General features: G+C 72.7%; 19 protein-coding genes. 13 read left to right on the top strand and 6 right to left on the bottom strand.

All coding sequences use genetic code 11. The features are described from left to right. Positions 1-123: 123 nt before the first annotated feature. Positions 124-1,827 (top strand): amidohydrolase family protein, encoded by a 1,704-nt coding sequence (locus MXD62_RS11255; RefSeq protein WP_248829236.1) that lies wholly within the window; start codon positions 124-126, stop codon positions 1,825-1,827. Then, positions 1,824-2,606 (top strand): SDR family oxidoreductase, encoded by a 783-nt coding sequence (locus tag MXD62_RS11250; protein ID WP_248829235.1) that lies wholly within the window; start codon positions 1,824-1,826, stop codon positions 2,604-2,606. The genes MXD62_RS11255 and MXD62_RS11250 overlap by 4 nt, the downstream gene beginning before the upstream one ends. Positions 2,607-2,652: 46 nt before the next feature. Here the strand turns inward: MXD62_RS11250 and MXD62_RS11245 are convergent, their stop codons facing one another. Beyond that, complete coding sequence (locus tag MXD62_RS11245; protein ID WP_071067133.1) at positions 2,653-3,468, bottom strand: FadR/GntR family transcriptional regulator; 816 nt, start codon at positions 3,466-3,468, stop codon at positions 2,653-2,655. 71 nt (positions 3,469-3,539) lie between these two features. Here MXD62_RS11245 and MXD62_RS11240 point away from each other — a divergent pair, with 71 nt between their 5' ends. The 7 genes from MXD62_RS11240 to MXD62_RS11210 all read left to right on the top strand — a co-directional run bounded on the left by MXD62_RS11240 (position 3,540) and on the right by MXD62_RS11210 (position 11,419). Further along, positions 3,540-4,688 (top strand): acyl-CoA dehydrogenase family protein, encoded by a 1,149-nt coding sequence (locus MXD62_RS11240; protein WP_041255109.1) that lies wholly within the window; start codon positions 3,540-3,542, stop codon positions 4,686-4,688. Next, positions 4,685-5,824, top strand: a complete 1,140-nt coding sequence (locus tag MXD62_RS11235; RefSeq protein ID WP_248829233.1) for an acyl-CoA dehydrogenase family protein — start codon at positions 4,685-4,687, stop codon at positions 5,822-5,824. The genes MXD62_RS11240 and MXD62_RS11235 overlap by 4 nt, the downstream gene beginning before the upstream one ends. Continuing rightward, complete coding sequence (locus tag MXD62_RS11230; protein WP_248829232.1) at positions 5,821-7,026, top strand: acyl-CoA dehydrogenase family protein; 1,206 nt, start codon at positions 5,821-5,823, stop codon at positions 7,024-7,026. The genes MXD62_RS11235 and MXD62_RS11230 overlap by 4 nt, the downstream gene beginning before the upstream one ends. Beyond that, a complete protein-coding gene (locus tag MXD62_RS11225) occupies positions 7,023-8,210 on the top strand; it encodes an acyl-CoA dehydrogenase family protein (RefSeq protein WP_248829231.1) in 1,188 nt (395 codons plus the stop codon). The genes MXD62_RS11230 and MXD62_RS11225 overlap by 4 nt, the downstream gene beginning before the upstream one ends. A 216-nt stretch (positions 8,211-8,426) precedes the next feature. Next, positions 8,427-9,632 (top strand): amidohydrolase family protein, encoded by a 1,206-nt coding sequence (locus MXD62_RS11220; protein ID WP_020464248.1) that lies wholly within the window; start codon positions 8,427-8,429, stop codon positions 9,630-9,632. 142 nt (positions 9,633-9,774) lie between these two features. Continuing rightward, entirely contained in the window at positions 9,775-10,971 is a 1,197-nt protein-coding gene (locus MXD62_RS11215; protein ID WP_248829247.1) for an SRPBCC family protein, read from the top strand. 34 nt (positions 10,972-11,005) lie between these two features. Beyond that, complete coding sequence (locus MXD62_RS11210) at positions 11,006-11,419, top strand: nuclear transport factor 2 family protein (RefSeq protein WP_368862393.1); 414 nt, start codon at positions 11,006-11,008, stop codon at positions 11,417-11,419. An 89-nt stretch (positions 11,420-11,508) separates the two neighbouring features. On the opposite strand, the gene MXD62_RS11205 is transcribed toward MXD62_RS11210, so the two are convergent. Next, positions 11,509-11,700 carry a ferredoxin gene (locus MXD62_RS11205; RefSeq protein ID WP_020464245.1) on the bottom strand — a complete coding sequence of 64 codons (192 nt, stop codon included), beginning with the start codon at positions 11,698-11,700 and terminating at the stop codon, positions 11,509-11,511. Positions 11,701-11,809: 109 nt separating this feature from the next. After that, positions 11,810-12,625: an SDR family NAD(P)-dependent oxidoreductase gene (locus MXD62_RS11200; RefSeq protein ID WP_248829229.1), complete on the bottom strand. Its 816-nt coding sequence runs from the start codon at positions 12,623-12,625 to the stop codon at positions 11,810-11,812. A 237-nt stretch (positions 12,626-12,862) separates the two neighbouring features. Between MXD62_RS11200 and MXD62_RS11195 the strand changes: the two genes are divergently transcribed. The 4 genes from MXD62_RS11195 to MXD62_RS11180 all read left to right on the top strand — a co-directional run bounded on the left by MXD62_RS11195 (position 12,863) and on the right by MXD62_RS11180 (position 21,484). Further along, complete coding sequence (locus tag MXD62_RS11195) at positions 12,863-13,939, top strand: Zn-dependent alcohol dehydrogenase (protein WP_248829228.1); 1,077 nt, start codon at positions 12,863-12,865, stop codon at positions 13,937-13,939. A gap of 120 nt (positions 13,940-14,059) precedes the next feature. Continuing rightward, on the top strand, positions 14,060-15,385 hold the full coding sequence (locus tag MXD62_RS11190) for an amidohydrolase family protein (protein WP_248829227.1): 1,326 nt from the start codon (positions 14,060-14,062) through the stop codon (positions 15,383-15,385). Then, the gene (locus MXD62_RS11185; RefSeq protein ID WP_248829226.1) at positions 15,382-19,200 is read left to right on the top strand and encodes an indolepyruvate ferredoxin oxidoreductase family protein; all 3,819 of its coding nucleotides are present in this window, start codon (positions 15,382-15,384) and stop codon (positions 19,198-19,200) included. The genes MXD62_RS11190 and MXD62_RS11185 overlap by 4 nt, the downstream gene beginning before the upstream one ends. Before the next feature lie 613 nt (positions 19,201-19,813). Beyond that, positions 19,814-21,484: an amidohydrolase family protein gene (locus tag MXD62_RS11180; protein WP_248829225.1), complete on the top strand. Its 1,671-nt coding sequence runs from the start codon at positions 19,814-19,816 to the stop codon at positions 21,482-21,484. A gap of 158 nt (positions 21,485-21,642) precedes the next feature. Here MXD62_RS11180 and MXD62_RS11175 read toward each other — a convergent pair whose 3' ends face one another. The 3 genes from MXD62_RS11175 to MXD62_RS11165 form a co-directional block, all read right to left on the bottom strand. Then, the gene (locus MXD62_RS11175; RefSeq protein WP_248829224.1) at positions 21,643-22,842 is read right to left on the bottom strand and encodes an amidohydrolase family protein; all 1,200 of its coding nucleotides are present in this window, start codon (positions 22,840-22,842) and stop codon (positions 21,643-21,645) included. A gap of 529 nt (positions 22,843-23,371) precedes the next feature. Continuing rightward, positions 23,372-25,672 carry a CoA transferase gene (locus tag MXD62_RS11170; RefSeq protein ID WP_248829223.1) on the bottom strand — a complete coding sequence of 767 codons (2,301 nt, stop codon included), beginning with the start codon at positions 25,670-25,672 and terminating at the stop codon, positions 23,372-23,374. After that, positions 25,669-26,682 carry an LLM class flavin-dependent oxidoreductase gene (locus MXD62_RS11165; protein ID WP_248829222.1) on the bottom strand — a complete coding sequence of 338 codons (1,014 nt, stop codon included), beginning with the start codon at positions 26,680-26,682 and terminating at the stop codon, positions 25,669-25,671. The genes MXD62_RS11170 and MXD62_RS11165 overlap by 4 nt, the downstream gene beginning before the upstream one ends. Positions 26,683-26,823 lie beyond the last annotated feature (141 nt).

Raw genomic sequence — 26,823 nt, 5'->3', positions numbered from 1 at the left:
GGCGATCCACGAGCGGCGTCCGTGCCGCTTGACGGGACACAGCCAGCCTCCCTAGCATTTTTGATGAATGAGGGCTTACTCATCAGTCGACCGCCCGTCCGGCGGACCGGAGGAACGGATGCCATGCACGACATCGTGATCTATGGCGGCGAGGTGGTCGACGGGACGGGTTCGCCGCCCCGTCGCGCGGACGTGGCGATCGACGGGGAGCGCATCACCGCGGTCGGTGAGGTGAGCGAACCCGGCCGCCGTCGGATCGACGCCCGCGGGCGCCTGGTGACCCCGGGATTCGTCGACATCCACACCCACCTCGACGCGCAGCTCTTCTGGGACCCGGTGGCCAGCCCGTCCTCGTGGCACGGCGTGACCAGCATCGTCCTGGGCAACTGCGGCGTCACGTTCGCGCCCGTGCGGCCCGGCGAGCAGCGTTACCTCGCCGAGATGATGGAGTCCGTCGAGGACATCCCGGCCGACACGATCATGGACGGGATCGACTGGAGCTGGGAGAGCTACGGCGACTACCTGAAGGCGCTCGGCCGCCGGCAGCTCGGCGTCAACGTCGGCGGCATGATCGGCCACTGCGCGCTGCGCTACTACGTCATGGGCCCACGTGGCCTGGACGAGGCCCCCGCCACCGACGAGGACATCGCGAAGATGGCGGCGGTCGTCGGCGAGGCGATCGACGGCGGCGCCCTCGGCTTCTCGACGTCCCGCAGCTTCATGCACACCGTGCCGGACGGCCGCGCCGTCCCGGGCACCTACGCCCTGCAGGCGGAGCTCGCCGCGATCGCCGGGGCCCTCGCCTCGCGCGGGCGCGGCACGATCGAGGTCGTCCCCCGCATCGGCGAGCGGGACGGACCGGAGCGGCAGAACTCCGTCGCCGAGCTGGCCTGGATGGAGGAGGTGAGCCGCGCCTCGGGCCGCCCGCTCACCTTCGCGATCATGCAGAGCGACCGCCGGCCCGGCCTGTGGTCCTGGGTGATGGACGAGGTGGCCGCCGCCCGCGGCCGCGGCGCCGACCTGCGTCCGCAGACCGCGGCCCGGGGCAGCGGCATCCTCTACGGGCTCGTCGGTCGCACCCCCTACGACGCGCTGCCGGGCTGGGCGAAGTTCATGGAGCAGCCGTGGGCGGAGCGGCTGGCGGCGCTCCGCGACGCCGAGGTGCGCCGCGCACTGGTCGAGGAGGCGGAGAACCCGGTCGAGCTGTCGGGCCCGCTGGCGCCGAAGGACCCGTCGAAGCTGTACCTGCTCCCGCCCGGCCCGGCGCGGTACGACGTCGACCCGGGTAACAGCCTGGCGGCCGAGGCGGCTCGCCGCGGGGTCAGCCCGGCGGCGGCGTTCCTCGCCTGCACCCTGGAGACCGACGGCCGCGGGCTGCTCTACTACCCGGTGCTCAACCAGGACCTCGACGCCGTCGCCGCGATGATCACCAACCCGGACGTCGTCGTCGGGGTCGGGGACGCCGGCGCGCACGTGGCCCTCACCATGGACGCGGGCCAGCCCACCTTCCTGCTGCGGCACTGGGTGCGCGACAAGGGCCTGTTGGACGTCGGCACGGCGGTGCGCAAGCTGAGCGCCGAGGGGGCCGAGCTGTTCGGCCTCGCCGACCGGGGCATCCTCACGCCCGGCGCCTTCGCCGACGTCAACGTGATCGATCTGGATCGCCTCGACCTGGACACCCCCGAAATGCTCGCGGACTTCCCGCACGGCGCGAACCGGTTCGTCCAGCGGGCGCGGGGCTACGACTACACCCTCGTCAACGGCCGTGTCCTGATCGAGGGCGATGAGTTGACCGAGGAGCGTCCGGGACGGATCGTGACCGCATGACAGCGGTTCCCGACCAGTTCGGGTTGTTCGACTTGTTCACCCTCAAAGACCGGGTCGCGGTGGTGACCGGGGCGTCGTCCGGCCTGGGCGCGGGCATCGCGCGCGCGCTGGCCGCCGCCGGCGCCCGGGTGGCCGTGGTGGCGCGCCGCCGCGACCGGCTCCTCGCGCTCGCTGACGAGCTGGGCGGCCTGGCCGTCGGCGCCGACCTGCTCGACCCCGCGCAGGTCGACGCCGTGGTGCCGCAGGTCGCCGCCGAGCTCGGTGGCCCGGAGATCCTGGTGAACGCCGCCGGGGCCCGTCTCACCGAGGAACGCGCCGAGAGCGAGCCGATCGACGCCATCAACCGGACCCTGGCGCTGAATCTGGTGGCTCCGCTCCGGCTCAGCCAGGCGGTGTTCCCGCACATGAAGGCGGCCGGGCGGGGCGCGGTGGTCAACATCTCGTCGATCAGCGGCATCGTCGGCATCCCCGGCATCCCGCAGGCGTCGTACGCGGCCAGCAAGGCGGGGCTGTCCGGGCTCACCGCCGAGCTGGCCGTCCAGTGGGCGCGGCACGAGATCCGGGTGAACACCATCGCCCCGGGCTTTTTCCGCAGCGAGATCACCGACAGCCTCTACGACACCGAGAGTGGCCAGAACTGGCTGCGGCGGAACACCCCACTGCCCGGCGACGGCCGGGTGGAGGATTTCCTCGGCGCCGTCCTGTGGCTGGTCAGCGACGCGGGCCGGTACGTGACCGGCCAGACCATCGCGGTGGACGGCGGCTGGACGGCCCGCTGACCGCCCACGCTCGACGTGCTGGCCCGGGCGCGCCGTACCGCCCGGGCTAGACGCGCCAGATGGGGTTCGGGACGGCGTCCGTCTGCCGGGATCTCGCGTCGGTGACGGTGACCACGCTGTCGTCGAACCGGTCGAGGAGGTAGGCCTGTGAGGCGGTGAGGTGGGCGCGGGTGATGCGCTCGGCCGCCGGCGCGCGGCCGGCCGTGATCTCGGTGAGGATCCGCCGGTGCGTACGGACGACCTGCTCGGCCTCGACTTCGGCGGGGTACGCGCCCCTGCTGGCGGCCGACTCCGCCCAGGCCTGCTCCTGGGCGGACCACAGCGCCACCAGGCTGCTCACGATGTGGCGGATCGTGGCGTTCGGGGTGAGCGCGACGACGAGTTCGTGGAACTCGCGGGCGGCGTGCGTGAACGCGCTGCCGGTGCCCACGAACCCGGCCGTGGCCTCGACGTTCGCCCGCAGCACGGGGACGATCCGCTCGTGCCGGTCCGGCGCCGCCGCGCACTGTGCGGCGCACAGCGGCTCGAAGGTCTGCAGCCCGGTGGCCAGGTCGCCCAGCGTGACCCGGCCGGCCTGCAGCGCGAGCCCGAGATGGTAGGCGGCGGACGCCTCGTCGGGGCGGTGCACCTCGGCGCCGCCGACCTTGCCGCGCCGCACGGTGACCAGGCCCTCGGTCTCCAAGATCCGGATGGCCTCCCGCACGGACGGATAGCTCACCCCGAACTCCTGGACGAGCTGGTCCTGGGTCGGGAGCTGGTATCCGTCCGTCCCGTCGCCGGCGAGGATGCGCGCGCGCAGGGCCGCGGCAACGGTCTCGGCGATCCGAACCTGCGAGACGCGCCCGCGGCGGCTGATCGACACCCCGCGAGCATACCGCTCGTTATCCTTATAAGTATTGAAGGTTGACGCGATTCGGACTACTTTTCCGGTCCATGGAGTACGAGATGGGCGAGGGCGTGGCGACCCTGCGCCGGGAGCTTCGTCAGCTGGTCCGCGAGCACGTGCCACCCGACTTCCTCGGTGCCTTCACCGCCGACCCCGCTGACCTCGAGGTCGCCCAGGCGTTCTGCCGGACCCTCGCGGAGCGCGGCCTGCTGTGCATGGCCTGGCCCCGCGAGTTCGGCGGGCGCGAGTCGTCGCCGTGGGAGCAGATGGCCGTCCGCGAGGAGATGTGGGCCCTGCACGAGCCGCGCGGCGCGCAGTACATGGGCGTCAACTGGGTCGGCCCGACGATCATGCGGCACGGCACGGCCGAGCAGCAGGCCCGCCACCTGCCTCCGATCTCCCGCGGAGAGGTCATCTGGTGCCAGGGCTTCAGCGAGCCCGAGGCGGGCTCCGACCTCGCCTCCCTGCGCACCACCGCCCGCCGCGACGGCGACGGCTGGCGGGTCACCGGCCAGAAGGTCTGGACCTCCTACGCCACGATGGCGCAGTGGTGCTTCCTGCTGGCCCGGACGTCCAAGGGTGCCCGCCGCCAGCAGGGCCTCACCGTCTTCCTGGTGCCGATGTCCGACCCGGCGATCGAGGTCCGTCCCATCGCCAGCATGATCGGCCCGCACCATCTCAACGAGGTGTTCTTCGACGAGCTGCGGGTGACCGAGGCGGACGTCCTCGGCACCGTGGACGAGGGCTGGTCGCTCGTCCAGGAGGTGCTGGCCTTCGAGCGGGTGGGTATCGCCCGCTACGCCCGGGTCGAGCGGCTGCTGCACGAGGCTCCCGCCGCCCTCGGTGACCAGTGGGAGAAGCTCCCCGAGGAGCTGCGCGGCCGCTGGGCCCGGATGCTCGTGCACGCCCGCCGGGCCCGGCTGCTCGCCTACCGCGTCGTGGCACTGCAGGCCAGCGGCCGGATCAGGCCCGACGACTCGGCCGCCTACCGGATCGCGGTGACCCGGCTGGACCAGGAGAGCGCGGAGGTGCTCATGGACATCGTCGCCGAGGCGTCCCTGCCCGACGAGGCGGGCCGCCGGTTCCGCCGCGCGGTCGCCGACCACCGGCGCTACTCGGTGTCGGCCACCGTGGCCTCGGGCAGCGTGGAGATGCAGCGGATCCTGATGGCGCGCGCCCTGCTGGCGGCGTCATGACCGCCGTCCTGGGCGCGGCCACGAGCACGGGCATGAACACCGAGCTGAGCGACGAGGCCGCCGAGTACGGCCGGACGGCCCTGCGCGCCTTCGAGGCGGCCGGCGGCGACGAGCTCGTCCAGGCCGCCGAGCGGGAGCCGGAGAAGCGGGCCGGCCTGATCGAGCCGCTGCTGGACGAGATCGGCGCCTGGGAGCTCGACCCGCGTGCCGGCGGCGACGAACTGGAGGCCGCGGCCGCGCTGTGCCGGGCCGCCGGCTGGTGGGCGCTGCCCTACCCGCTGGCCGAGCGGCTGTGCCGGCCGGCGGACGGCTCCACGGCCGGCCTGGTCCTCGCCGCCGGGACCGGAGCCGGCGTCGGCACCGGCCCGACCCCGGCGGCCGCGGGCGCCGGGGTCGGCCAGCGCTGGTCGACGGTCACCCTGGACGGGCGCCGCGGCGTGGCCACCGCCCGCCCGCCGGCGGAGGGGCCCCGCTACGGCGCGTTCATCGCCGAGCTCGACCCCGAGCCGGCTTTGACGTCCGCCGGCACCGGCACTGGGACCGGCACCGAGGAGGGCACCGACGGCGACACTGACGACGGCCGTGCGGATGCCGCGCTCGCGCTGGTGCTGCCGTGCTGGACGCTGCTCGGCATGCTCGACCGGGCGCTCGACCTGACCCGGGCGCACGTCCTCGCCCGCCAGCAGTTCGGCCAGCCGCTCGCCCGGTTCCAGGGCGTGCAGTTCCAGCTGACCGACGCGGAGGTCGAGCGGGTCGGGGTCGAGGAGCTGGCCAAGTTCGCGCTGTGGAGCATCCAGACCGGCCACGATGACGCCGTCGAGGACGCGCTCGCGCTGCGGCTCGCCGCCCTGGAGGCGGCCGACCTGGTGTTCCGGGTGACCCATCAGCTGCACGGCGCGATGGGCTTCTGCGACGAGACCACGCTGTCGTGGATCTCCCGCTACAGCCAGCCCGTGCGCCGCCATCCGCTCAGCCTGTCGGCCACCCGTGACCACCTGACCCGCCGGATCGGCCGGGCGGGCCTGTCCGGCCCGTTCGCCGGGCCCGCGGGAGCCGTGGGAGCCGCGGCCCGTGCCGGCGCGGGTTCCGAAGCGGGTCTCGGCGCGGTCTCCGGTGAGGAGGGACAGCCGCGATGACCACGTCCACCGAGGACCTGGCGGAGTTCCGCGCCGAGGTCCGCCGCTGGTGCCGGGAGCACGTGCCGGCCGACTGGCGGCGCGCGCAGACGCTCGCCGGCGACGCCGAGTTCGTGGCCTTCCAGCAGGCCTGGTTCCAGGAGCTGCGCACGGGCGGCTACGCCGTCCCGCACTGGCCCGCCGAGTGGGGCGGCGGCATGCCGGCCGCCCAGCAGGTGGTGCTCTACCAGGAGCTGGCGGCCCACGACGCGCCGCGGCTGGTGCTCGGCTTCGTCTCCATCCACCACGCCGCCTCGACGCTGCTCGTCGCGGGCACCGACGAGCAACGGGCGCGGCACCTGCCCGCGATCCTCGACGGCGAGATCTGGGTGCAGGGCTTCTCCGAGCCCGAGGCCGGATCCGACCTGGCCGGCCTGCGCACCACCGCGCGCCGTGAGGGCGACGGCTTCGTCGTCGACGGGCAGAAGCTGTGGGCCAGCGGCGCCGCGCACGCCGACTGGTGCCTGCTGCTGGCCCGCACCGATCCCGCCGCGCCCAAGCGGCGCGGGATCTCCTACTTCCTGATGGACATGCGCTCACCCGGGCTGGACGTCCGTCCGGTGCGCAACGCGGCCGGCGAGTCGCACTTCTGCGAGATCTTCCTCAACGGGGTGGTGATCCCGGCCGAGAACCTGGTCGGCCCGGTGAACCAGGGCTGGCAGGTGGCCCAGGCGACGCTCAGCGCCGAGCGGGGGATGACGATGCTCGAACTGGCCGAACGGCTGGGCAACGCCGGGTTCCGCTGGCTGGTCGAGGCGTGCCGGGGGCCGGCACCCGGCGGGGGTCGGCTCGTGGACGATCCCCGGGTGCAGGATCGCCTCGCCGAGCTGGAGACCGAGATCGTCGGCCTGCGGGCGCTGTGCCTGGGGCTGGTCGAGCGGCACGAGGCCGGCACCGCCGGCCCGGCCGACGCCTCGGTCGTCAAGCTCTACTACAGCGAGCTGCTCCAGCGGACGATGGACTTCGCGGTCGAGGTCGCCGGGCTGCCGGCGCATACCGAGCTGCGCAAGCCGGCGTCCAGCGGCTGGGAGTCGGGGGCCTGGGTGCTGGACTTCATCGGTTCCTGGGAGTGGACGATCCCCGGCGGCACGAGCGAGATCCAGCGCACGATCATCGGTGAGCGCGGGCTCGGCCTGCCCCGTGAGCCGGTGGTGCCGGCATGAGCGCCGGTCCGGGCACCGCGGGCGCGGCGGGCACGCCGCAGGATGTTGACGACCTGCGTGAGCTGCACCGCGAGCTGCGTGACGTGGCGCGCGACATGCTCCGCAAGACCACCGGGCGCACCGGCGACGACGAGGCGCCCGTCCCGGTCGACTGGTCGCTGCTGGCCGGCTCGGGCTGGCTGGGGCTGGAGGTGCCCGAGGAGCTCGACGGCGCCGGCGCGACCTTCGCCGAGGTCGCGGTCGTGCTGCACGAGATCGGCCGGGCCGCAGCCAGCAGCGGTTACCTCGGCTCGGCCGTGCTCGGGGTCGGCGCGCTGCGCCTGCTCGAGCCCGGCGCCGGCCGGGACGAACTGCTGGCCGCGGTGGCCGCCGGCGAGCAGCGCCTCGCCGTCGCGCTGCCGGCCGGTGACGACGTCACCATCCCGTTCCACGTCCGCCCGGCGACGCCCGGCGACGTACCCGATGCCGGAGGGGGGGTGCGGGTCGACGGCGTCGCCGGCTTCGTGCTCGACGCGGCCGAGGCCGACCAGCTGCTCCTGGTGGCCCTCGACCCGGCGGGCGTGCCCGTCGTGGTGCGGGTCCGCCCGGACGGCCCCGGGGTCACCGTCACCGGGCAGCCGGTCGTCGACGAGACCCGCAGCCTGGGCATTGTCACCGTGGACGGCGCGGTGGTCGACGCCGGGTCAGTGTGGCAGTTCGGAACGGATCCGCAGGAGTCCGTCCGTCGCCTGCTGGACCGCGCGGCGCTGGCCGTGGCCTGCGACTGCCTCGGCCTGGCCGAGGCGATGCTCGAGGCCACCGTCGACTACGCCGGCACCCGGCGGCAGTTCGGACGTCCGATCGGGTCGTTCCAGGCGGTGAAGCACGCCTGCGCCGACATGTTCGTGCGGATCTCGGTGGGCCGGGAGCTGCTGGCGGCGGGGGTGGCCGCGGTGGCGTCCGACGACCCGCAGGCCGGGGTGGCCGTGTCGCGGGCGAAGTCCTACGTCTGTGTCGCGGCCGTCGACGTCGCCGGTCGGGCCATGCAGCTTCACGGCGGCATCGGGTACACCTGGGAGGGCGGCGTCCACGTCTACCTCAAGCGGGCGCTGCTGGGCCGGGCGCTGTTCGGCGCGCCCGCCGCGCACCGTGCCCGTCTCGCCGCGCGGTTCGCCGAGTCGGCGGACGACCCGCTCACCGAGTAGACCGCTCACCGAGTAGGCGGACTGGCGGGCCTGGCGGCCCGGCCGGCGGGCTGGTCCCCGCGCCGGCCGGGCTCGCCGCCGTGCCCGCCCGCGGCGTTGGCGCAGGTAGCGGACCGTTCGTCGACCAGCCCGGCGGCTTCACTGGTGCTCCGGCCGCGCACTGAGCTACCATATACGTGAGCGTTCGCTTTCTTGCGCCGAAGTCAGGGAGGACTTGTGTCGTTCAGCTGGTTCATTTCGGTCGACGACCACCTCATCGAGCCGGCGCGGCTGTGGCAGGAGCGCCTGCCGCAGCGCTGGCGCGACACCGGGCCCCGCATCGTGCGGGACGGGAAGTCGGAGTTCTGGGTCTACGAGGACCGCCAGATCGTCACCACCGGCCTGAACGCCGTGGCGGGCAAGACGCGCGAGGAGTTCTCGCCGGAGCCGATCTCGTACGACGACATGCGCCCCGGCTGCTACGAGCCCGCGGCCCGGGTGGCCGACATGAACCAGGGCAACGTGCTGTCGTCGATCCTGTTCCCGTCGTTCCCGCGGTACTGCGGCCAGGTCTTCCACGAGGCCAAGGACAAGGAGCTCGGGCTGCTCTGCGTCCAGGCGTGGAACGACTTCATCCTGGAGGAGTTCGGCGCGGCCTACCCCGGCCGCTTCATCCCCATGATGATCATTCCGCTGTGGGACCCGGTGGCCGCGGCGGCCGAGATCCGGCGGACGGCGGCCCGCGGCGGCCGGTCGATCGCCTTCTCGGAGAATCCGACCAAGCTCGGTCTCCCGTCGATCCACACCGACTTCTGGGAGCCGATGTTCGAGGCCTGCAACGAGACCGGCTACGTGATCTCGATGCACGTCGGGTCGTCGTCCAACCTGATCCGCACCTCGCCGGACATGCCGACGCTGGCCTTCATGGCCTACTCGGCGGCGGCGAACCAGGCCGGCACGTTGCTGGACTGGCTGTTCAGTGGCATTTTCGACCGGTTCCCGAACCTCAAGATCGCTCTTTCCGAGGGCTCGATCGGCTGGATTCCGTACTTCCTGGAGCGGGCTGAGCAGGTCATCGACAAGCAGCGGTTCTGGGCGTCGCGGTTCGATATCGACATGAACGCCTCCCACGAGCGCGGTGAGGCCAAGGGCGAGGCGAAGTTCAACCTCGACACCAACATTCGCCAGCTCTTCGCCGACCACGTTTTCGGCACCTTCATCGAGGACCAGGCCGGCGTCCGCCTGCTCGACATCATCGGTGAGGACAATGTGATGCTCGAGTGCGACTACCCGCACTCGGACTCCACCTGGCCGGACACCGTGAAGCTGGCCGGCGGCTGGCTCGGGCACCTTTCCGACGAGGTCCAGCACAAGATCACGATCGGGAACGCGGCCCGCGTCTACAACTTCACGCCTGCTGACCCGGCGACCATCACGCTGTGAGCTCGGTCGGCGTCTCCCGGACGGGAGTCGCCGGCTGGCGGCACCGGCAGGCGGCATCGGCAGGAATCATCACGACCGCGGCCTCGTTCCGGTCACGGGATTCAGCACCCGCGGAGAATCTTTCAGAACGATGGGAGTGACCGTGGACAGAGAGGCTTTTGACCACGAGCTGGTGCGCCGGCTGATCGAGCACATCGAGAACCGGACCACCGACCAGGCCGAGTCGGTCCTCGAGGTGTCCACGGACATCTACTCGGCCGAGCACTACCGCGAGGAGGTCGAGGCGCTCTTCCTCGACCAGCCGCTCGTGCTGGGCCTTTCGGGCGCTCTCGTCGGGCCGGACTCCTACCGGACCGTCGACATCCTCGGGACGCCGATCCTGCTGACCAGGGACGCCAGGGGCCAGGTCCGGGCGCTGACGAACGTCTGCCGCCACCGCGGCGTGCGGCTCGTCGACGGCGCGGGCAAGGCCGCGCGGTTCAGCTGTCCGTTCCACTCCTGGAGCTACGACAACGAGGGCAGGCTGGTCGGGGTGCCCTCGTCGGAGTACTTCGAGGGGATGTGCCTGGAGGACAAGGGCCTCGTCGAGCTCCCGGTCGCCGAGGGCTACGGGCTCATCGTCGGGCGGCTGCGCCCCGGCCAGCCGCTCGACATCGACGACTACCTCGGCCCGGAGCTCGCGGGCGAGCTCGAGATGCTGGACTTCGCCAACTGGGAGCAGCACAGCGAGCCGCACCCGCACGAGGTCGTCGCGAACTGGAAGGTCACCCTCGACACCTTCCGGGAGAACTACCACTTCAACTATCTGCACCGGAAGACGCTGCGCACCTACGCCTATGGCGGGGTGCTGACCTTCGACCCGCTCGGGCGGCACCTGCGCAACGCCTCGGCACTGCGTTCCATCGACGCGCTGCGGGACACCCCGGAGAGCGAGTGGGGCGACGTCACGCAGCACTTCAGCCCGCAGTACTCGCTGTTCCCCAACACCTGCCTGACTTTCGACAGCCGGCACGTCGAGCTGTGGCAGATCCTGCCCGTCGACAGCACCACATCGCGGGTCCTGCACTCGGTCTACCTGCGTCCCGGGCTGTCCCCCGAGGAGCGGGCCAAGGCCGTCGACATGGCGCCGTGGATCTGCGAGACGGTGGTGGACGGTGAGGACTTCTGGGTCGCCGGCCGCACGGAGCCCGGCATCCGGGCCGGGATCGTCGACACGGTGGTGTTCGGGCGTAACGAGCCGGCTCCGCAGCACCTGCACCACGGTTTCACCGAGACGATCCAGGCGTACCGGGAGCGCAGGGCCGCGCAGGCCGGCGAGTCCGCCCCGGCTGGGAAGTGACGTGGGCGCCGAGGACAAGGCGACCGAGGAGAAGGTGACCGAGCCGGAGTTCGACCCCGGGGACTCCGCCGCGCTCGTCGAGGAGCTGGCGCGGCGGTTCCTCTCCGCGGACATGGACGGCGCGTTCGCGCTGTTCGACCCGGAGATCCGGATGCAGCAGCCGGCGTCCCTGCCGCACGGCGGCTGGTACGAGGGCCACGCCGGCGCGCAGCGGATGGGCGCCGAGTTCGGCAGGTACTGGAGTCGCGTCATCAGCCCACCCAGGATCGTCGGGTGCGGTGAGCTGGTCGTCCAGCAGACCACCCAGACCTGGACGGCGAAGTCCACCGGCCGTTCGGCGACGGTGGACGTGGTCGAGCTGTTCACGGTGACGGGCGGACTGGTCCGCGAGATCCGTGTCTTCCAGCAGGACACCCATCTGCTGATGGGGACGCTCGACGCCAGCTGAGGCGGACCCGGCCGGGACCGCGGTCCGCGCAGACCCGAAGAAGCCCGCCGGCACATCACGTGCCGGCGGGCATCTCCGGTCTGGCGACCTCAGTCGCTGACGGTGATCGCACGCTCCGGGCAGTTGCGGGCGGCGTCCGCCGCCTGCTCGGCCAGCTCCGCCGGGACCTCCGGCAGGATGACCGTCCCGTGGCCCTGCTCGTCCAGCTCGAAGACGCTGGGGCTGATGTCCCAGCAGCGAGCGTGCCCCTCGCACCGGTCCGGGTCGACCTCGATACGCACGGGTTCTCCTTCACTCGTGGTCCGGCGGCAGCCCTGCCGCCGGACCGGTCGGAAAGCGTGGTGGTGCTCTCTGATCAGTGGTGTTCTCTGATCAGGTTGTGGTCGCTGGTCAGAACGTGGCGGACAGGGCCCACGGCCCGTCCGGGAACGGCCTGCCAAGGTATTCCATGCTGTAGGTGATCCGCCCGGTCAGCTCCGCGGGGTTCCCGCTGCACAGCAGCAGGGCCGCGTCGGCCATGGCCTCGTCCGGTTCCACCGGGGCGTTGTCCGGAGTGTGCGGCGAGACGGCGGCGACACCGGGCGTCATGACCAGCCCGGACGTCCCGAGTGCGTTCACGGCCACCCCGGTGCCCTCGAGCTCCGCGGCCAGGCCGGTGGTCAGGCGGTCCAGCGCGGCCTTGCACATGCCGTAGGGGACGCACCCGTCGCTGGCCCACTCCGGGTAGGGCGGGCCGATCGGGTGCCGGGCCTGCTTGGACGTGATGTTCACGATCCAGCCCTGCCCGCGGCCGACCATCCCGGGAACCACGAGCTGGCAGAGCCGGAACGGGGTGTGGACCATCATCTGGAACATCAGCCCGTAACGGCGCGGCGGGATGTCGAGCGCGGGTCCGTAGAAATTGACCCCGGCGTTGTTGACCAGAATGTCCGCCGGGCCGACGGCTGCCTCCGCACGTTCGATGATCGTCTCGACGTCGTCGGGCGCGGTGAGATCGGCGGGAATGGCGACGGCGTGACCGCCGCCGGCCTTGATGTTCTCGATCACTTCGGTGATCGAGCCTGGCAGCCGGGAAGTACCGGGGTCGACCGTGCGCGCGACCAGAGCGACCGCCGCTCCTTCCGCGGCCAGGCGCGCGGCAATGCGCGACCCGATACCGCGACTGGCGCCGGTGACGATTGCTACGCGGCCATCCAACGATCCCACGAAAACCTCACGATCGACGTCGTCGCGCCGGGCTCGGCACGCCATGGGACGGATCCGTAGGGCGCCATGCTAACAGGGTGCTCACATACTTACCTGCCTCGTGCGGGGCTGATCGCAATGCAGAACAGAGCTGCTGGTGGACCTCTTGTGGAGTGAGCGGTTACTGAAATACCCTCGGCGTTGCGCGCGGCCCCCCTCACGGTCCCTGGGTCGGCGGTGCTGATGGGAGGTTCGCCAGTGCGGGTCGCTGTCGCGTACGAGGCCGAGAAGCCGCTGGTCGTCGAGGATCTCGACCAGCCCGCCGTGGGCCCGCGGGATGTGCTCGTGCGCATCGCCGCGAGCGGTATCTGCCACACCGACCTCCACGTCATCAACGGGCACTCGCCGCTGCCGCTTCCGATCGTTCCCGGTCACGAGGCATGCGGTGTGGTCGAGGAGGTGGGCTCCGAGGTCCGCCGGGTGAAGGTGGGCCAGCGGGTGCTCGCCGCCGTGTCGCCGGCCTGCGGCACCTGCTGGTGGTGCGTCAACGGCATGTCGAACCACTGCGAGCTCGGCGGGCCGGTCAAGGCGGCGCCGCGGTTCAGACTGGCCGACGGCCGCACGGCGGCCGCCGTGTGCGGCTGCGGCACGTTCGCCGAGGCGATGGTGGTCGACGAGGCCTCGGTCGTGCCGACCAACACCGACCTGGCCGACGAGGAACTGGCGCTGCTCGGCTGCGGGGTGACCACCGGGCTCGGCGCGGCGCTCATCACCGCCGGCGTGACGCCCGGCTCGTCCGTCGCGGTGATCGGCTGTGGCGGGGTCGGGCAGTCGGTGATCCAGGGCGCGCGCATCTCCGGCGCGGCCACCATCATCGGCATCGACCTCGTGCCCGCCCGCCGCGAGGCCAGCCTGCGGGCCGGCGCGACCCATGTGGTCGACCCGGCGGAGGCCGACCCGGTCGAGCAGGTGCGCGCGCTGACCGAGGGGCGCGGGGTGGACTTCAGCTTCGAGGTCGTCGGCCTGCCCAACCTGATGGTGCAGGCCTTCGACATGGCCCGTAAGCAGGGGGCGGTCACGCTGGTCGGTATGCCGACCACGACCGCGACCCTGACCCTGCCGGCCATCTCGGCGATCTTCTCCGGCAAGCGTCTCGCCGGTTCCGTGGTGGGCGGCGCCCAGATCCTGCGCGACATGCCCAGGTTCATCCGGCTGGCCGAGACCGGCCGGCTCGACCTCGGCGGCATGGTGTCCAACCGGATCCGGCTGGACGACATCAACGAGGGCATCGCACTGCTCGACCGTGCCGAGGGCACCCGGACCGTGATCATCTAGCGGTCGTCGGAGGGCGCCGTCCGAAGGTGGCGCTGGGGGCCGGCGGCGGGTGACCCTCGGAACGGGGAAGCCGCCGGGGTCGGCGGACTCACCGCCGACGTGTCGGGAGGGAACGCGAACATGGCCGAGCGCACTCTGATCAGGAACGCGAAGATACTCACCTGCTCCGCGCCGACTCCGCGGGCCGCGCCCACCGCACCCGGCGGCGGTCCCAGTGCCGGGACCAGCGCCGGGACCAACGCCGACTCCGGGCAGGACGTCATCGCCGACGGCGACATCCTGATCGAGGGCGACCGGATCGCGCAGGTGCGGGCGGGGCGGATCGAGGTCGACTCCGGCTCGGCCCGCGTCGTCGACCTGCACGGGGCGGCCGTCTTACCCGGCCTGGCTGACGCGCACGTGCACATGAGCTGGCCGCTCGACTTCGTCTTCGACCACGTCTCCGTCGCCAACGCGCCGGCCGCGCCGCACGCGCTCGACGTCGCCGCCGTGGCCCGGACGTTCCTGGAGAGCGGCTACACGCTGATCATCGGGGCCGGGGTCTCCCAGCCGCTCGACGACGTGCGCACCAGGGACGCGATCGAGCGGGGCCTCATCCCCGGCCCGCGGGTCATCCCGAGCGGCACGATGATCACCGAGCGGGGCGCGATCAGCGCGGACACCGGGATGACCTCGGTCGTCTCCGACGCCCGGGACATCCGCGAGGTCGTCTCCCGCCAGTGCGACACCGGCGTCAGGGCGCTGAAACTGTTCGTCTCCGGGGACGGCATCGTCCCCGAGTACCCCTCCGACGACCTTTACATGAACGACGAGATGCTGTCCGCGGCCGTAGCCGAGGCCGACCGGTACGGGGCGTTCATCACGGTTCACGCCCGCGGGTCGGACAGCGTCGCGATGGCGGCGCGCAACGGGGTCCGGGTCATCCACCACGCCTGCTTCCTCGACGACAAGGCGGTGCACGAGCTCGAGGCCCGCCGCGACGACGTCTGGGTGTGTCCCGGCCTGCACTACCTCTACGCGATGGTCAGCGGCCACGCCGAACCCTGGGGCGTCACCCCGGAGAAGATCGAGCGGTCGGGCTACGAGAAGGAGTTCCGCGCCCAGGTCGAGGGCATCGGCATGCTGCGCGAGGCGGGCATCCGCATCCTGGCCGGCGGCGACTTCGGCCACCAGTGGACCAGGCACGGCACCTACGCGGCTGAGCTGCAGCGTTACGTGGAGCTGGTCCACATGTCGCCACAGGAGGCGATCAACACCGCGACCCGGAACATGGGTCCGCTGGTAGGCCTGGACGTCGGCCAGATCCGCGCGGGCTACCTCGCCGACCTGCTGATCGTCGACGGCGACCCGCTCGCCGACATCACCGTGCTGCAGGACCCCGACCGCCGCCGCGCGGTCGTCAAGGGCGGGCAGTTCGCCTACGTCAACCCGCGGATGTTCCCGTGATCGGGGCTACCGGCGAGCGGGCGGCGTCCGGCGACGTGATCGAGGCGCCCCCGCTGGACGGCCCGCCCGCCGCTGATCCGCCCGCGGCCGGGGCCCCGGTGCCCGCCCCGGCCGCGGCGGCGCTGCTCTCCGGAGTGGAGACCCTGGCGCGCCTGCTCGTCGTGCGCGAGCGGCTGGATGCCAAGGACGGCCTGACCACCGGGACGATGGTGTCGGGCTACCCGGGCTCGCCCCTGGGCACGTTCGACCTGACTCTGGACAGGCTCGGCGACCAGCTGGCCGAGCACCGCATCCTGCACCGGCCGGGGCTGAACGAGGAGCTCGGCGCGGCCGTCGTGTGGGGCAGCCAGATGGGCGCCGTCAACGGCTACGCCGGCGTCGACGGCGTCGTCGGTGCCTGGTACGGCAAGACCCCGGGGCTCGACCGGTGCGGGGATGTCCTGCGGCACGCCAACGCGATGGGCGCCGGCCCGAACGGCGGCGTCGTCATGTTCTGCGGCGACGACCCGACCGCCAAGTCGTCCACCCTGCCCTGCGACAGCCAGTACACGTTCGAGGACGCCTGCGTCCCGGTGCTGTTCCCCGGTGACCAGCAGGAGGTCCTCGACCTGGGCGTGCACGCCTATCGGATGTCCCGGTACTGCGGCTCCTGGGTCGGGATGAAGATCGTCACCGCGGTGGCGGACGGCATCGGCAGCGTCGACCTCGACCTCGACCGGCACACGCCGGAGGACCCCGAGGACATCCTGGTCGAGGGCCTGCCGTGGCGGCACCGGCCGCAGGCCAAGGTCGGCCCGCACGCGGTGCCCGGCCAGGAGGCGCTCGTCGTCGACCACCGGCTGCGCGCCGCGCAGGCCTACGTCCGGCACAACGGCCTCGACCGGGTGGTCGGCGCGCAGGCGGGCGCGCCGCTGGGCATCGTGTGCGCCGGCAAGACGTACTTCGACGTGGTCCAGGCGTTCTCCGATCTCGGTGTCCGCCCCGCCGACCTCGCCGCCGCCGGCGTCCGCGTGCTCAAGCTCGCGATGACGTACCCGGTGGTCGAGAGCACCGTCGTCGAGTTCGCCCGGTCGGTCGAGGAGATCCTCGTCGTCGAGGAGAAGCGGCCGTTCATCGAGACGCAGCTGCGGTCGATCCTGCACCAGGCGGGGATCATGGTGCCCGTCGCGGGCAAGAAGGACCTGGACGGGCGCGCGCTGCTGTCGACGGTCGGCGAGCTGGACCCGGCCGCGGTCGGCAAGGCGCTGACCCGGGTCCGCCCGGCGCTCGCCGCCGGCCGGCGCGACGAACCGCGGCGGACGTCGCTGCCGCTGCTCGCGCTGCCGTCCCGGCCGCCGGGCTTCTGTAGCGGCTGCCCGCACAACCGCTCGACGATCTTCCCGGACGGTGCGCTCGTCGGCGGTGGCGTCGGGTGTCACGGGATCATGTACTTCGAGACCCGGCACCAGGGCATGACCAGCCTGCCGCCCACCCCGATGGGCGCCGAGGGCGTGCCCTGGATCGGGCTGGCGCCGTTCGTCGACGAGCCGCACCTCATCCAGAACCTCGGCGACGGCACGCTGAGCCACTCCGGCATCCTGGCGATCCGGGCGAGCGTCGCCGCCGGCGTCGCCGTCACGTTCAAGATCCTGTACAACACCGCGGTCGCGATGACGGGCGGCCAGGACGTCGTCGGCCTGATGGACGTCCCGGCGATGACCCGGGCGCTGGAGGCCGAGGGCGTGCGCCGCGTCGTGGTGTGCGCCGAGGACCCGAAGCGCTACGGCCGCCGCGCCCGCTGGGCGCCGGGCGTCAGGGTGCTCGGGCGGGACCACCTCCCGGAGGTGCAGGAGGAACTGCGGGGCGTGGCCGGCGTCAGCGTGATCATCTACGACCAGCGTTGCGCGGCGGAGTCGCGGCGGCTGCGCAGGCGCGGGCTGCTGCCCGAGCCGCCCCGGCGGGTCGTCATCAACGAGGCCGTCTGCGAGGGGTGCGGCGACTGCGGCACCAAGAGCAACTGCCTGTCGGTGCTCCCGGTGGAGACCGAGCTCGGCGTGAAGCGGCGCATCGACGACCTGTCCTGCAACCGCGACTACACCTGCCTGGACGGCGACTGCCCGTCCTTCGTCACCGTGCAGCCCCGGTCGCGGACCTGGCCGTGGACGAGGTCCCCGGCGAAGCGCCGGGCCCGCAGGGCGAGCGCCGAGCAGGCCGCGGGTGCGTCCGCCGGGACGGGCGAGTCGGCGCGGCCGACCCTGCCCGCCGGCACCCTGCCGGCGCCCGCCAACCCGGGTGTCGACGGCCAGTACGGCATCTACGTCACCGGCATCGGCGGGACGGGCATCATCACCGCCAGTCGGATCCTCGCGGCCGCGGCCGAGTCGGCCGGGCTCGTCGTCGGCGGCGTGGACCAGACCGGCCTGTCGCAGAAGGCCGGGGCCGTGGTCTCCCACCTGCACCTGGCGGCGACCAGGGCCGAGATCGGCTCGGCGACGGTCGGCCCCGGCGGGGCCGACCTGTACCTCTCCGGCGACATCCTGCAGGCCGCCGGCGGGCCCCAGCTGGAACGGGTCCGCCCCGGGCACACCGTGGCGGTCGTCGAGACCGAGCTGATCCCGACCACGTCGATGCTCCAGGGCGGCGCGACCGCGCCCGCCGACGAGGATCTGCGCAGGGTGATCACCGACCGGGTCGGCCCCGAGCGGGTCGCCTTCATCGCCGGGCGGCAGATCGCCGAGCAGGTGTTCGCCGACCAGCTCCTCGGCAACGTCGTCCTGCTCGGCGCCGCCTTCCAGCTCGGCGGGCTGCCGTTCACGCTGGACGACGTCGAGAACGCGATGCGCCGGCAGGGTAAGGCCGCGGCGAAGAACCGGGAGGCCTTCGAGTGGGGCCGCTGGGCCGCGCACGACCCGGCGGCCGTCGAGGCCAGCCTCGGCGGGCCCGTCGAGGCCACCGGCACCGGCGCGGCGGGCCTGAGTTCGGCGGGTCTGAGTTCGGCGGGCCCGGGTTCGGTGAGTGCCGGGTCCGCGGGCCCGGGTTCGGCGGGTGCCGGGTCCGCGGCCGGCGAGACCATCGGCGCTCGGCCGGCGACGGTTCGGCGGCCCAGCCTGACCGACCCGTCACCGGCGGCGCTGACCCGCGCGGCGGCGCTCGTCGCCGCGCGCCCGCTGCCCCCGGCGCTGCGTGACCTGCTGGTCCGCCGGGCCGCCCAGGTGATCGACTACTCGGGTGACTCTCTGGCGCGGCGCTTCCTCGGCCTGGTCGAGCAGGCGTCCGCGCGGGACGACGAGGCCAGCGGATGGGAGCTCACCCGGGCGGTCGCCGAGTCCTGGCACCGGATCCTGACCTACAAGGACGAGTACGAGGTCGCCCGGCTGCACCTGAAGACGGACTACGACGAGGTCGCGCGTGGCCTCGGCATCGACGGCCCGTACAAGGTGACCTACCACCTCCATCCACCCGCGCTGCGCCGGCTGGGCGTGTCGAGGAAGCTCCCGATGGGCCGGCCCTACGCCGTCGCCTTCCACGGCCTGCGGGCGATGAAGCGGCTGCGCGGGACGCCCTTCGACGTCTTCGGCTACGACCCCGACCGCCGCACCGAGCGCGCGGTGATCGCCGAGTACGAGGCGCTGATCACCGAGCTTGTGCGGCCGGTGCCGGCCGGGTCCGGTGTCTCCTACGAGACGCTGGTCCAGGCCGCCGAGTCCGTCCAGGTGGTCAAGGGCTATGCGGAGATCAAGGAAGCCGCGGTGCGGCGCTGGCGTGCCGAGGTCGCTCAGCTGCGGCGTGAGCTGGTCCCGCCCGCCGCTGGTACCGGTGGCGGCACGGCACCCTGACCTGATGTTCCCTCGCGTCGTGGGGAACCGGGGTGCATGACAGCCCGTTTCGCAAAGATTGATCGACCACGGGGTGTCGTGTCCGGCTCGAGCACCCCCTCCGGTTCGAGCACCCCCAGGGAAACCATGATCGGCCGTGGTCCGTGGTGGCCGTGTCCGGGCGCGCGGGGTGCGCGGGGGATCATCGGGTCCCCAGCACGGTCCGGGCCCGATAGGTATGCGTACCAGGCCGGCCGCTATGCACGGCGGCGCGGAACCGTGGCGGGTGAGGGGCAGCCAGGACTCTCTCACCCGCCGCACATCACCCGATGGCGGAGACTCAGGGTGCATAACCGGCTCGGGGAGGAGGTGCCGGGCCTCGGTCTGGGTCCTGTTCCGCGGGAGGCACCAGCCGGCCACCCCGACCCGGGTCCCGACACGACATCCCACTCCTGATCGATCCACTCCTGGCCGATCTTTGTGAAACGAGTCGTAAGTCGTAGGTCGTGGGGCCCGTCCGCAGGCGTCTCGTGAGCAGTGCCTCGTGAGCAGTGCCTCGCGAACTCGATAAGTGAGCGAGTATTTGCTATCTTCTGGGAACTATCGTTGCCGCGGGCGACCGATCGGAGTTTCGATGGATCTGCTGCTGCGCCACGCCTCGTTGATCGACGGGACGGGTGCCCCGGCCCGCGCCGCGGAGGTCGCCGTCAGCGGTGGCCGCGTGGTCGCCGTCGGCGCCCCCGGCGAGCTCACCCCGACGCCCGACTGCGAGGTCGTCGACCTCGAGGGGCTCACCCTCGCCCCCGGCTTCATCGACGTGCACACCCACTACGACGCCCAGATTCTCTGGGACGGCGACCTCACGCCGTCGAGCTGGCACGGCGTGACCAGCGTGATCATGGGCAACTGCGGCTTCGGGGTGGCGCCGACCAGGCCCGAGCACCGCGACATCATCATGCGCCTCCTGGAGAACGTCGAGGGGATGTCCCTCAGCGCACTCGACGCCGGCATCTCCTGGTCCTTCGAGACCTTCCCGGAGTACCTCTCCGCCCTCGACCAGCGGCCCAAGCGTCTCAACGTCGGCGCCTTCATCGGCCACTCGCCACTGCGCGCGTTCGTGGTCGGCGGTGAGGAGCGCACGGCGACACCGGCCGAGCTCGAGCGGATGCGCGAGATCGTGCGCGAGGCCCTCGAGGCCGGCGCCATCGGGTTCTCCACCTCGCGCCAGCCCGCCCACCAGGGCGCCTACGGCCGTCCGGTGCCGAGCCGCTTCGCCGAGGTCGACGAGGTCTACTCGATGGTCTCGGTGCTCGGCGAGCTCGGGCGCGGCGTCGTCCAGGTCTCCATCGGCCCGGGCCTGTTCGTCGACCAGTTCTCCGAGCTGGCCACCCGCTTCGGCGTCCCGGTGACGTGGACGGCGCTGGTCGCCCGCGCGGACAAGCCAGGCGCGGCGATGCGCACCGTCGAGCGGGGCGGGGCGCTGCCCGGCGAGGTCTACCCGCAGATCGCCTGCCGCCCCATCGTCATGCAGATCACGATGGACGACCCGGTGCCGCTCGCCGAGATCGACGAGTGGAAGGAGGCACTGGCGCGGCCCCGCGAGGAGCGTGCCGACCTCTACCGCGACGCCTCCTGGCGGGAGCGGGCCCGCCCCGCGACGCTGAGCGCGTGGAGCCACCGCTGGTCCAAGATCGATGTCGAGGAGACCGGCGCCCACCACGACGTCGTGGGCATCCCGCTGGACCGGCTGGCGCAGGAGCGGGGTACCACCCCCTTCGACGTCATGCTCGACCTCGCGCTCTCGGACAGCGTCCCCACCCGGTTCCGGGTGGTGCTGGAGAACGACGGTGACGCCGAGATCGCCCAGCTGCTGGCGGACAAGCGCACCCTGCTCGGGCTCTCCGACGCCGGCGCCCACGCCAACCAGCTCTGCGACGCCTGCTACTCCACCCACCTGCTCGGCCACTGGGTGCGCGAGCGCGGCGCGATCTCGCTGGAGGACGCGGTCTGGCGCCTCACCGGTCATCCCCACCAGGCCTTCCGGGTGGACGGCCGCGGGCTGGTCAAGGAGGGCTTCCACGCCGACCTCGTCGCCTTCGACCCGGCCACGGTGGGCACGACCCCGGTCGAGCGGGTGTACGACCAGCCCGGCGGCGCCGACCGCCTGGTGGTGCGCAGCACCGGCATCGAGCACGTGTGGGTCAACGGCGTAGCCACCCGTTCGTACGGTAAGGACATCCCCGGCGTCACGCCCGGCCGCCTGCTGCGCGCCCGGGGCACCGGGGAGGACACCCCGCGGTCCTGACCACCGCACCAACCCCGCGCCCGGGTAGCCATTTCGCGGTGGCCGCCCGGGCGCTTCCGCGTCCACGGGCTCTCTGTCTCTGCCGCTCAGGGCCGAGCCGGGCCCGACCCGGGGGCCGGGGCTGGTGTCCTACGGTGACTATCCATACGCGGACTGTCCTACGCGGACTTGGCGGTCTCCTTGTCGGGGATCCGGAGCAGGTCGGCGGTGTTGCTGCGCAGCACCTTGCGCCGCGTGACCGGGTCGCAGTCGTCGAGGCGCTCGACGTAGTCCATGGGCTGGCGGAGCCCCTCGGGGTGCGGGTAGTCCGAACCGAAGAGGACCTGGTCCGGGCCGAGCACGCTGATGAGGTCGTGCACGTCGTCCTCGGGGAACGGGCAGACCCACAGGTGCTCGGCGAGCATCTCGCTGGGCTTCGCCGAGAGCGTGCCGCCGATCATCGGGCCGCGCCGGCCGAGCGCGGCGGCCTTGTCGACCGTCTTCAGTAGCGGTCGCACCCAGTTGCTGCCGTTCTCGATCGAGATGATCTTGATGTTGGGGTGTCGGCCGAAGAGGTTGTGCAGGGTGAGCGCGCTGAGCGTGTCGACGATCGGCCGCTCGGTGTTGCACAGCGCCCACTGCAGCGGCGACTGCAGGTGTGACGGGTTGCCCTCGTCCTCGGACCAGAGCCGGCCGTACGCCGCGTTGTAACCGCTGTTGGAGACGTGGAACACGACCCCGGCCCCGGCCTCGGCCGCCATCGCCCAGAACCGGTCGAAGTCGGGGTGCGCGGGGGAGCGGCCGCCGACCGGCCCGGGGCGCAGGTGCACCAGGCGCGCGTCGGCGTCCAGCACCCGCTTCAGCTCGGCCACGGCGTGGTCGATGTCGAGCAGGGAGAGCATCGGAACGGCGAAGATCCGGTCCTGCTCGGCGTAGCCCCAGTCCTCCTCGAGCCACCGGTTGAACGCGCGCAGGCTGGCGTAGGTCAGCTCGACGTCGTCCGCCATGTCCTGCTCGACGGCCACGCCGAGGGTGGGCAGCATGATGGTCGCCTCGACACCCTGGTCGTCCATCAGGTCCAGCCGTGCGGGCCGTTCGATGAACGCGGGGTGGTCCTTCGCGTTCAGGACCTCGCGGTGGGTGAAGCCGTCCGCCACCTCGCCGACGAACAGCCCCTGCAGCGCGCCGGGGGCGGACGCGTAGTCCCCGGGCATCACGCTCATGAATGTGCGGCGGTCGCCCAGATAGACCCGGCCCAGGCCGTCGGCCCCGCGCTCGACCCGTACGGTGCGCTCCTTGAAACCGGCCTCGATATGCCGGGAGAAGCAGTCGTCGGGCTCGTAGTAGTGGCCATCGGCATCGATCAGCTGGTAGTCCACCGCGTGCCACCTCCGGGAAAACGGTTCAGTGAATACTCGCTGCGCCGGTCGAAGTGCCGGGACCTGCGCGCGGTGCACTGGCTGGCCACGAGGTGCGGGTCATCTCCGGGCGCCGGGCGGGCCACGAGACGGATCGTCGTGGTCACCTGGCTGCCTCCTCCGCCTGTCGCGGTTCTGTCGCCTGTCGCGGTTCCGTGTCGCTCGGCGGCCTGCCGCACAGATCGCGGGCCGGTTCGCACGGCCTCAGTCATAGTAAGTGAGCATACACTTTTTCCCTGTCGGGCGCAGGGGAGTTCGCGGGTGGCAGGCTGAATGCCCGCCTTCCCGAAGGCGGGCGATCTCGTTCTCACCGGTAACGCCCGGAACGCCGCCCAGGCAGTTCTCCGGGATCTACGGCGGTGCCGCCCCGAAAGGCGGGTGATGAATGCGGACGCCGGCCAGGACGGGCCGGCGTCCGAGGGGATTCCGCGGTGCTTCCGGGATCCGTGAGGGTCAGGTCTGTCCGCCGGCAGGTCTGTCCGCGAGGGGGTCAGGCCTGGCGGACGGCCTTGGCGGCCAGGAGGGCGTCGATCTCCGCCGGGGGGAAGCCGAGGTCGGTGAGCACGGCGACGCTGTGCTCACCGACGCCCGGAAGCATCGGCGTGACCGGGTCCGCGTCGACGCCGGTCGGGCCGTACCGCGGCAGGGCCCCGATCTGCTCGAACCAGCCCCAGTCGGCGACCTCGTACGAGGCGACCCGGCCGAGCTGGCGGTTGACCGGGTCGTCCAGCACCGCGCGGCGGAAGCCGTCCCGGTCGAGCGGTTCGATGAGGTCGGCGAGCAGGCCGGCCGCGCGCAGGCGGGCCACCCACTCGGCCGCCGGCGCGGCGGCGAACACGGCCTCCAGGACGGACTCGGCCCGGCGGGCGCTCGCGTCGTCCGAGCCCCCACGCAGCGGCGCGTAGGACTCCGGCAGGCCGCCGGCGGCGGGTGCCGTCAGCTCACGCAGGCGGGCCCACGCGGCGCGGTCGGGCAGGACGAGCGCGAACCAGCGGTCGTCGCCGCCGGCGTAGATGCGGTAACCCGGGCCGTACCCGGTCTGGGTCGAGTCGAGCGAGGGCGTCGGGACGCGCTCGCCGTCGCGCTGGAACACCCCGCTCTGCAGGAGCATCCCCGCGCCCAGCAGGCTCGTCGCCACCCGCTGCCCGCACCCGGTCGACTCCCGGGCGTACAGGCCGGCCAGTATGCCGGTCGCGGCCACCCAGCCGCCGCTGACGTCCAGCGGAATCCAGGTGGGGGCGACCGGATCGTTGCCGGTGCCGCCGACGGCCTGCTCCAGGCCGGTCAGCGCCTGCATCAGGGCGTCGTTGCCGGGGTACTTCGCCCGCGGACCCGTCGGGCCGAAGGCGCTGGCGTGGCAGTACACGGCGCGCGGGTTGAGCCGGGCGACGGTCTCCGCGTCGATCCGGAGCCGTTCGGCCACCCCGACCCGGAAGTTGTGCACGACGACGTCGGCCCACCGGATCAGCCGTTCCACGACGGGCCGGGCTTCGGGGGCGCCCAGGTCCATCGCCAGACTGCGCTTGCCACGCTGGCAGGCCGCCACCGCGTAGGCGGCGGCCCGCATGGCCTCGCCCTCGGGCGGCTCTACTTTGACGACCTCCGCGCCCAGGTCGGCGAGGATCTGGGCGCCCAGCGGACCGGCCACGAACGCCGAGAAGTCCAGGACGCGAACCCCTCGCAGGAGACGGCCGGACGTCCCGGCCGCGCTCGCGGCGGGGGCGCCGTCCGCGGGCGCGGGTCGGACGGGTCGGACGGAGATCGGCGAGCCGACGACGACGTCCCGCCGGCCGGACTCCGAGCGGGTCACCGCCAGGCCGACCTCGGCCAGGTGCGGGTCGGCCAGCGCGTCGCCGGGGCGCAGCACCGGCTCGCAGGCGATGCCCGCCTCGCGCAGCCGGTTCAGCCAGTCCTCGCGCGGCCGCAGCGCGAACGGCGAGCGCCAGCGGCGGGCACGCTCGTTGAGCGCCCCGGTCATCTGGTCGGCGTAGTAGCCCTCGTCGCTGGGGGTGTCGCCGAGAACGTCGATGAGACGGGAGTACATCCCCTTCCCACCGAACCAGACCTGCAGCAGCTCGCCGTCGGCACAGCGGTACAGGAAGTTCGGGAAGGTCGATCCCTTCTCCCAGTAGGACTCGATCTCCGTCGCGGCGCGCTCGGAGCGCCCGATCATGCACCCGAGGGTGGAGAGCAGCCCGTCGTAGAGCGACGTCTCGGCCCAGCCGCCGGTGCCCGTCTCGACCCGGCGGCGCAGCAGTGCGAGCGCGGACGTCGTGAGCAGGAAGGCCGTGCCGCTGCCGGACGCCTGCGCGTCGACGAAGATCGGGCCCGGCCGGTGCCCGGCGAGCTGGGTGCAGAACCCGGCCCGCGCCTCCACCAGCAGCCCGAAGTCCTCCCCGAGGCCCTTGGACGTCCGGCTGGGCCGGCAGCGGGCGTACACCAGGCCCGGATTGGCCGCCTGGAGGTCGAGATGGCCCAGGCCGCGCCGCTCGACGAGCGCCTCGGGTCCGTAGACGAACGCGACGTCCGCGCCCCGGAGCAGTGCGCGTATCTCGTCCGCGTCGTCGGTGACGACGAGTTGCTTGTCGCGGTGCCAGACCTCGCCCCAGGCCACGTGCTCGTCGATCGCCGGCGCCGACGTCCCGACCACCCGGGCGACTCGCGCGCCCAGGTCGGCGAAGATCATGCCGGGCACGCCGCCCGCCAGGCCCAGGCCGAGGTCGCTGGTGCCGACCGCGACCTCGACGACCGACAGGCCCTCGCAGGGACGTCCGGCGGGGGCGGTGCTCACGGCGCGACCTCGTCCGCCGGCAGCCCGTCCGCCGGCAACCCGTCCACTGACAGCCCGTCCGCCGGCAGCGTGAGGCGGGGCAGCACCTCCCTGGCCGCGAGAGTGATCACCTCGAGGGTGTCCTCGTGCGCCGCCGGGGAGATGATGAAGTGGCGCACCCCCGCGTCCACGTACTGCTGGAAGCGGGCGGTGACCTCCTCGGGCGTGCCGGCCGGGGCGACCCGCTCGAGCATGCCGCCGGGCTTGTTCCCGTAGGCGCCGCCGAGGAACGACGCGACGTCGTCGCGGGCACGGTCGCCGTCGGGGCGGATCGAGCAGTAGACGTACATCATCCACTCGAAGTCGGACTTCTCCAGGTCGCGGCCGGCCGCGGCGGCGTGCTCGCGGACGGTGTCGACCGTGCGGGCGTAGGCGTCCGGTGACATCAGGTAGGGCATCCAGCCGTCGCCGACGCGGGCGGCGCGGCGCATGGCGGGCCCCTTGCGGCCGGAGATCAACAGCGGCGGCCCGCCGGGGCGCCCGCCCGGCCGGTCCGCGCCGCGCAGCTCGACCGGGACGAGCTGCGCCTCGTCGAGGTGGAAGAACTTCCCGTGGTGGGTCACCGGCTCGCCGGACCACAGCGCCCGGAGGATGTCCAGGGTCTCGTCGGTGCGCGCCCCGCGCTCGGCGACGGGCACGCCGACGGCGTCGAACTCCTGGGGGAACTCGCCGCCGACGCCGACCCCGACCGAGATCCGGCCGCCGCTGTGGACGTCCAGGTCGGCGAGCTGCTTGGCGATGATCACCGGGGGGTAGAGCGGGGCGAGCAGGATCGAGGTGCCGACGCGGACGCGCTCCGTCCACGCGGTCATCAGCGCCAGCCGGGTGATCACCTCTCCGGTGCCCGTCCGGGGGAGGATGTGGCCGCCCTGCCAGACGGACTCGATCGGGAGGCGCTCCGCGGCGGCGAGCCACGCCCGGTCCGGCTCGGGGAGGGCCGCTGCTCCGAAGACGATGCGATTGCCTGGCAACCAGGGCTCCTTAACGGACGACCGGCCGGAGGGCGCGACCAGGCCCTCCGGGTCGGGGAGCAGACTCGGCGGCTGTCCGCGCGCGTGTCCGGGCTTGCGTGGCAGAATAGCGGAGTGAGCGTACACTCCTCTTCCCTGTGA

It is taken from the genome of Frankia sp. Mgl5, from assembly GCF_023242985.1.
Lineage (GTDB): Bacteria > Actinomycetota > Actinomycetes > Frankiales > Frankiaceae > Parafrankia > Parafrankia soli.
This window is presented reverse-complemented; position numbering and strand designations above follow the sequence as displayed.

Coding starts and splice junctions, on each gene's coding strand:
- MXD62_RS11255 (WP_248829236.1), top strand. CDS start 124: ATGCACGACATCGTGATCTATGGCGGCGAGGTGGTCGACGGGACGGGT.
- MXD62_RS11250 (WP_248829235.1), top strand. CDS start 1,824: ATGACAGCGGTTCCCGACCAGTTCGGGTTGTTCGACTTGTTCACCCTC.
- MXD62_RS11240 (WP_041255109.1), top strand. CDS start 3,540: ATGGAGTACGAGATGGGCGAGGGCGTGGCGACCCTGCGCCGGGAGCTT.
- MXD62_RS11235 (WP_248829233.1), top strand. CDS start 4,685: ATGACCGCCGTCCTGGGCGCGGCCACGAGCACGGGCATGAACACCGAG.
- MXD62_RS11230 (WP_248829232.1), top strand. CDS start 5,821: ATGACCACGTCCACCGAGGACCTGGCGGAGTTCCGCGCCGAGGTCCGC.
- MXD62_RS11225 (WP_248829231.1), top strand. CDS start 7,023: ATGAGCGCCGGTCCGGGCACCGCGGGCGCGGCGGGCACGCCGCAGGAT.
- MXD62_RS11190 (WP_248829227.1), top strand. CDS start 14,060: ATGGCCGAGCGCACTCTGATCAGGAACGCGAAGATACTCACCTGCTCC.
- MXD62_RS11180 (WP_248829225.1), top strand. CDS start 19,814: ATGGATCTGCTGCTGCGCCACGCCTCGTTGATCGACGGGACGGGTGCC.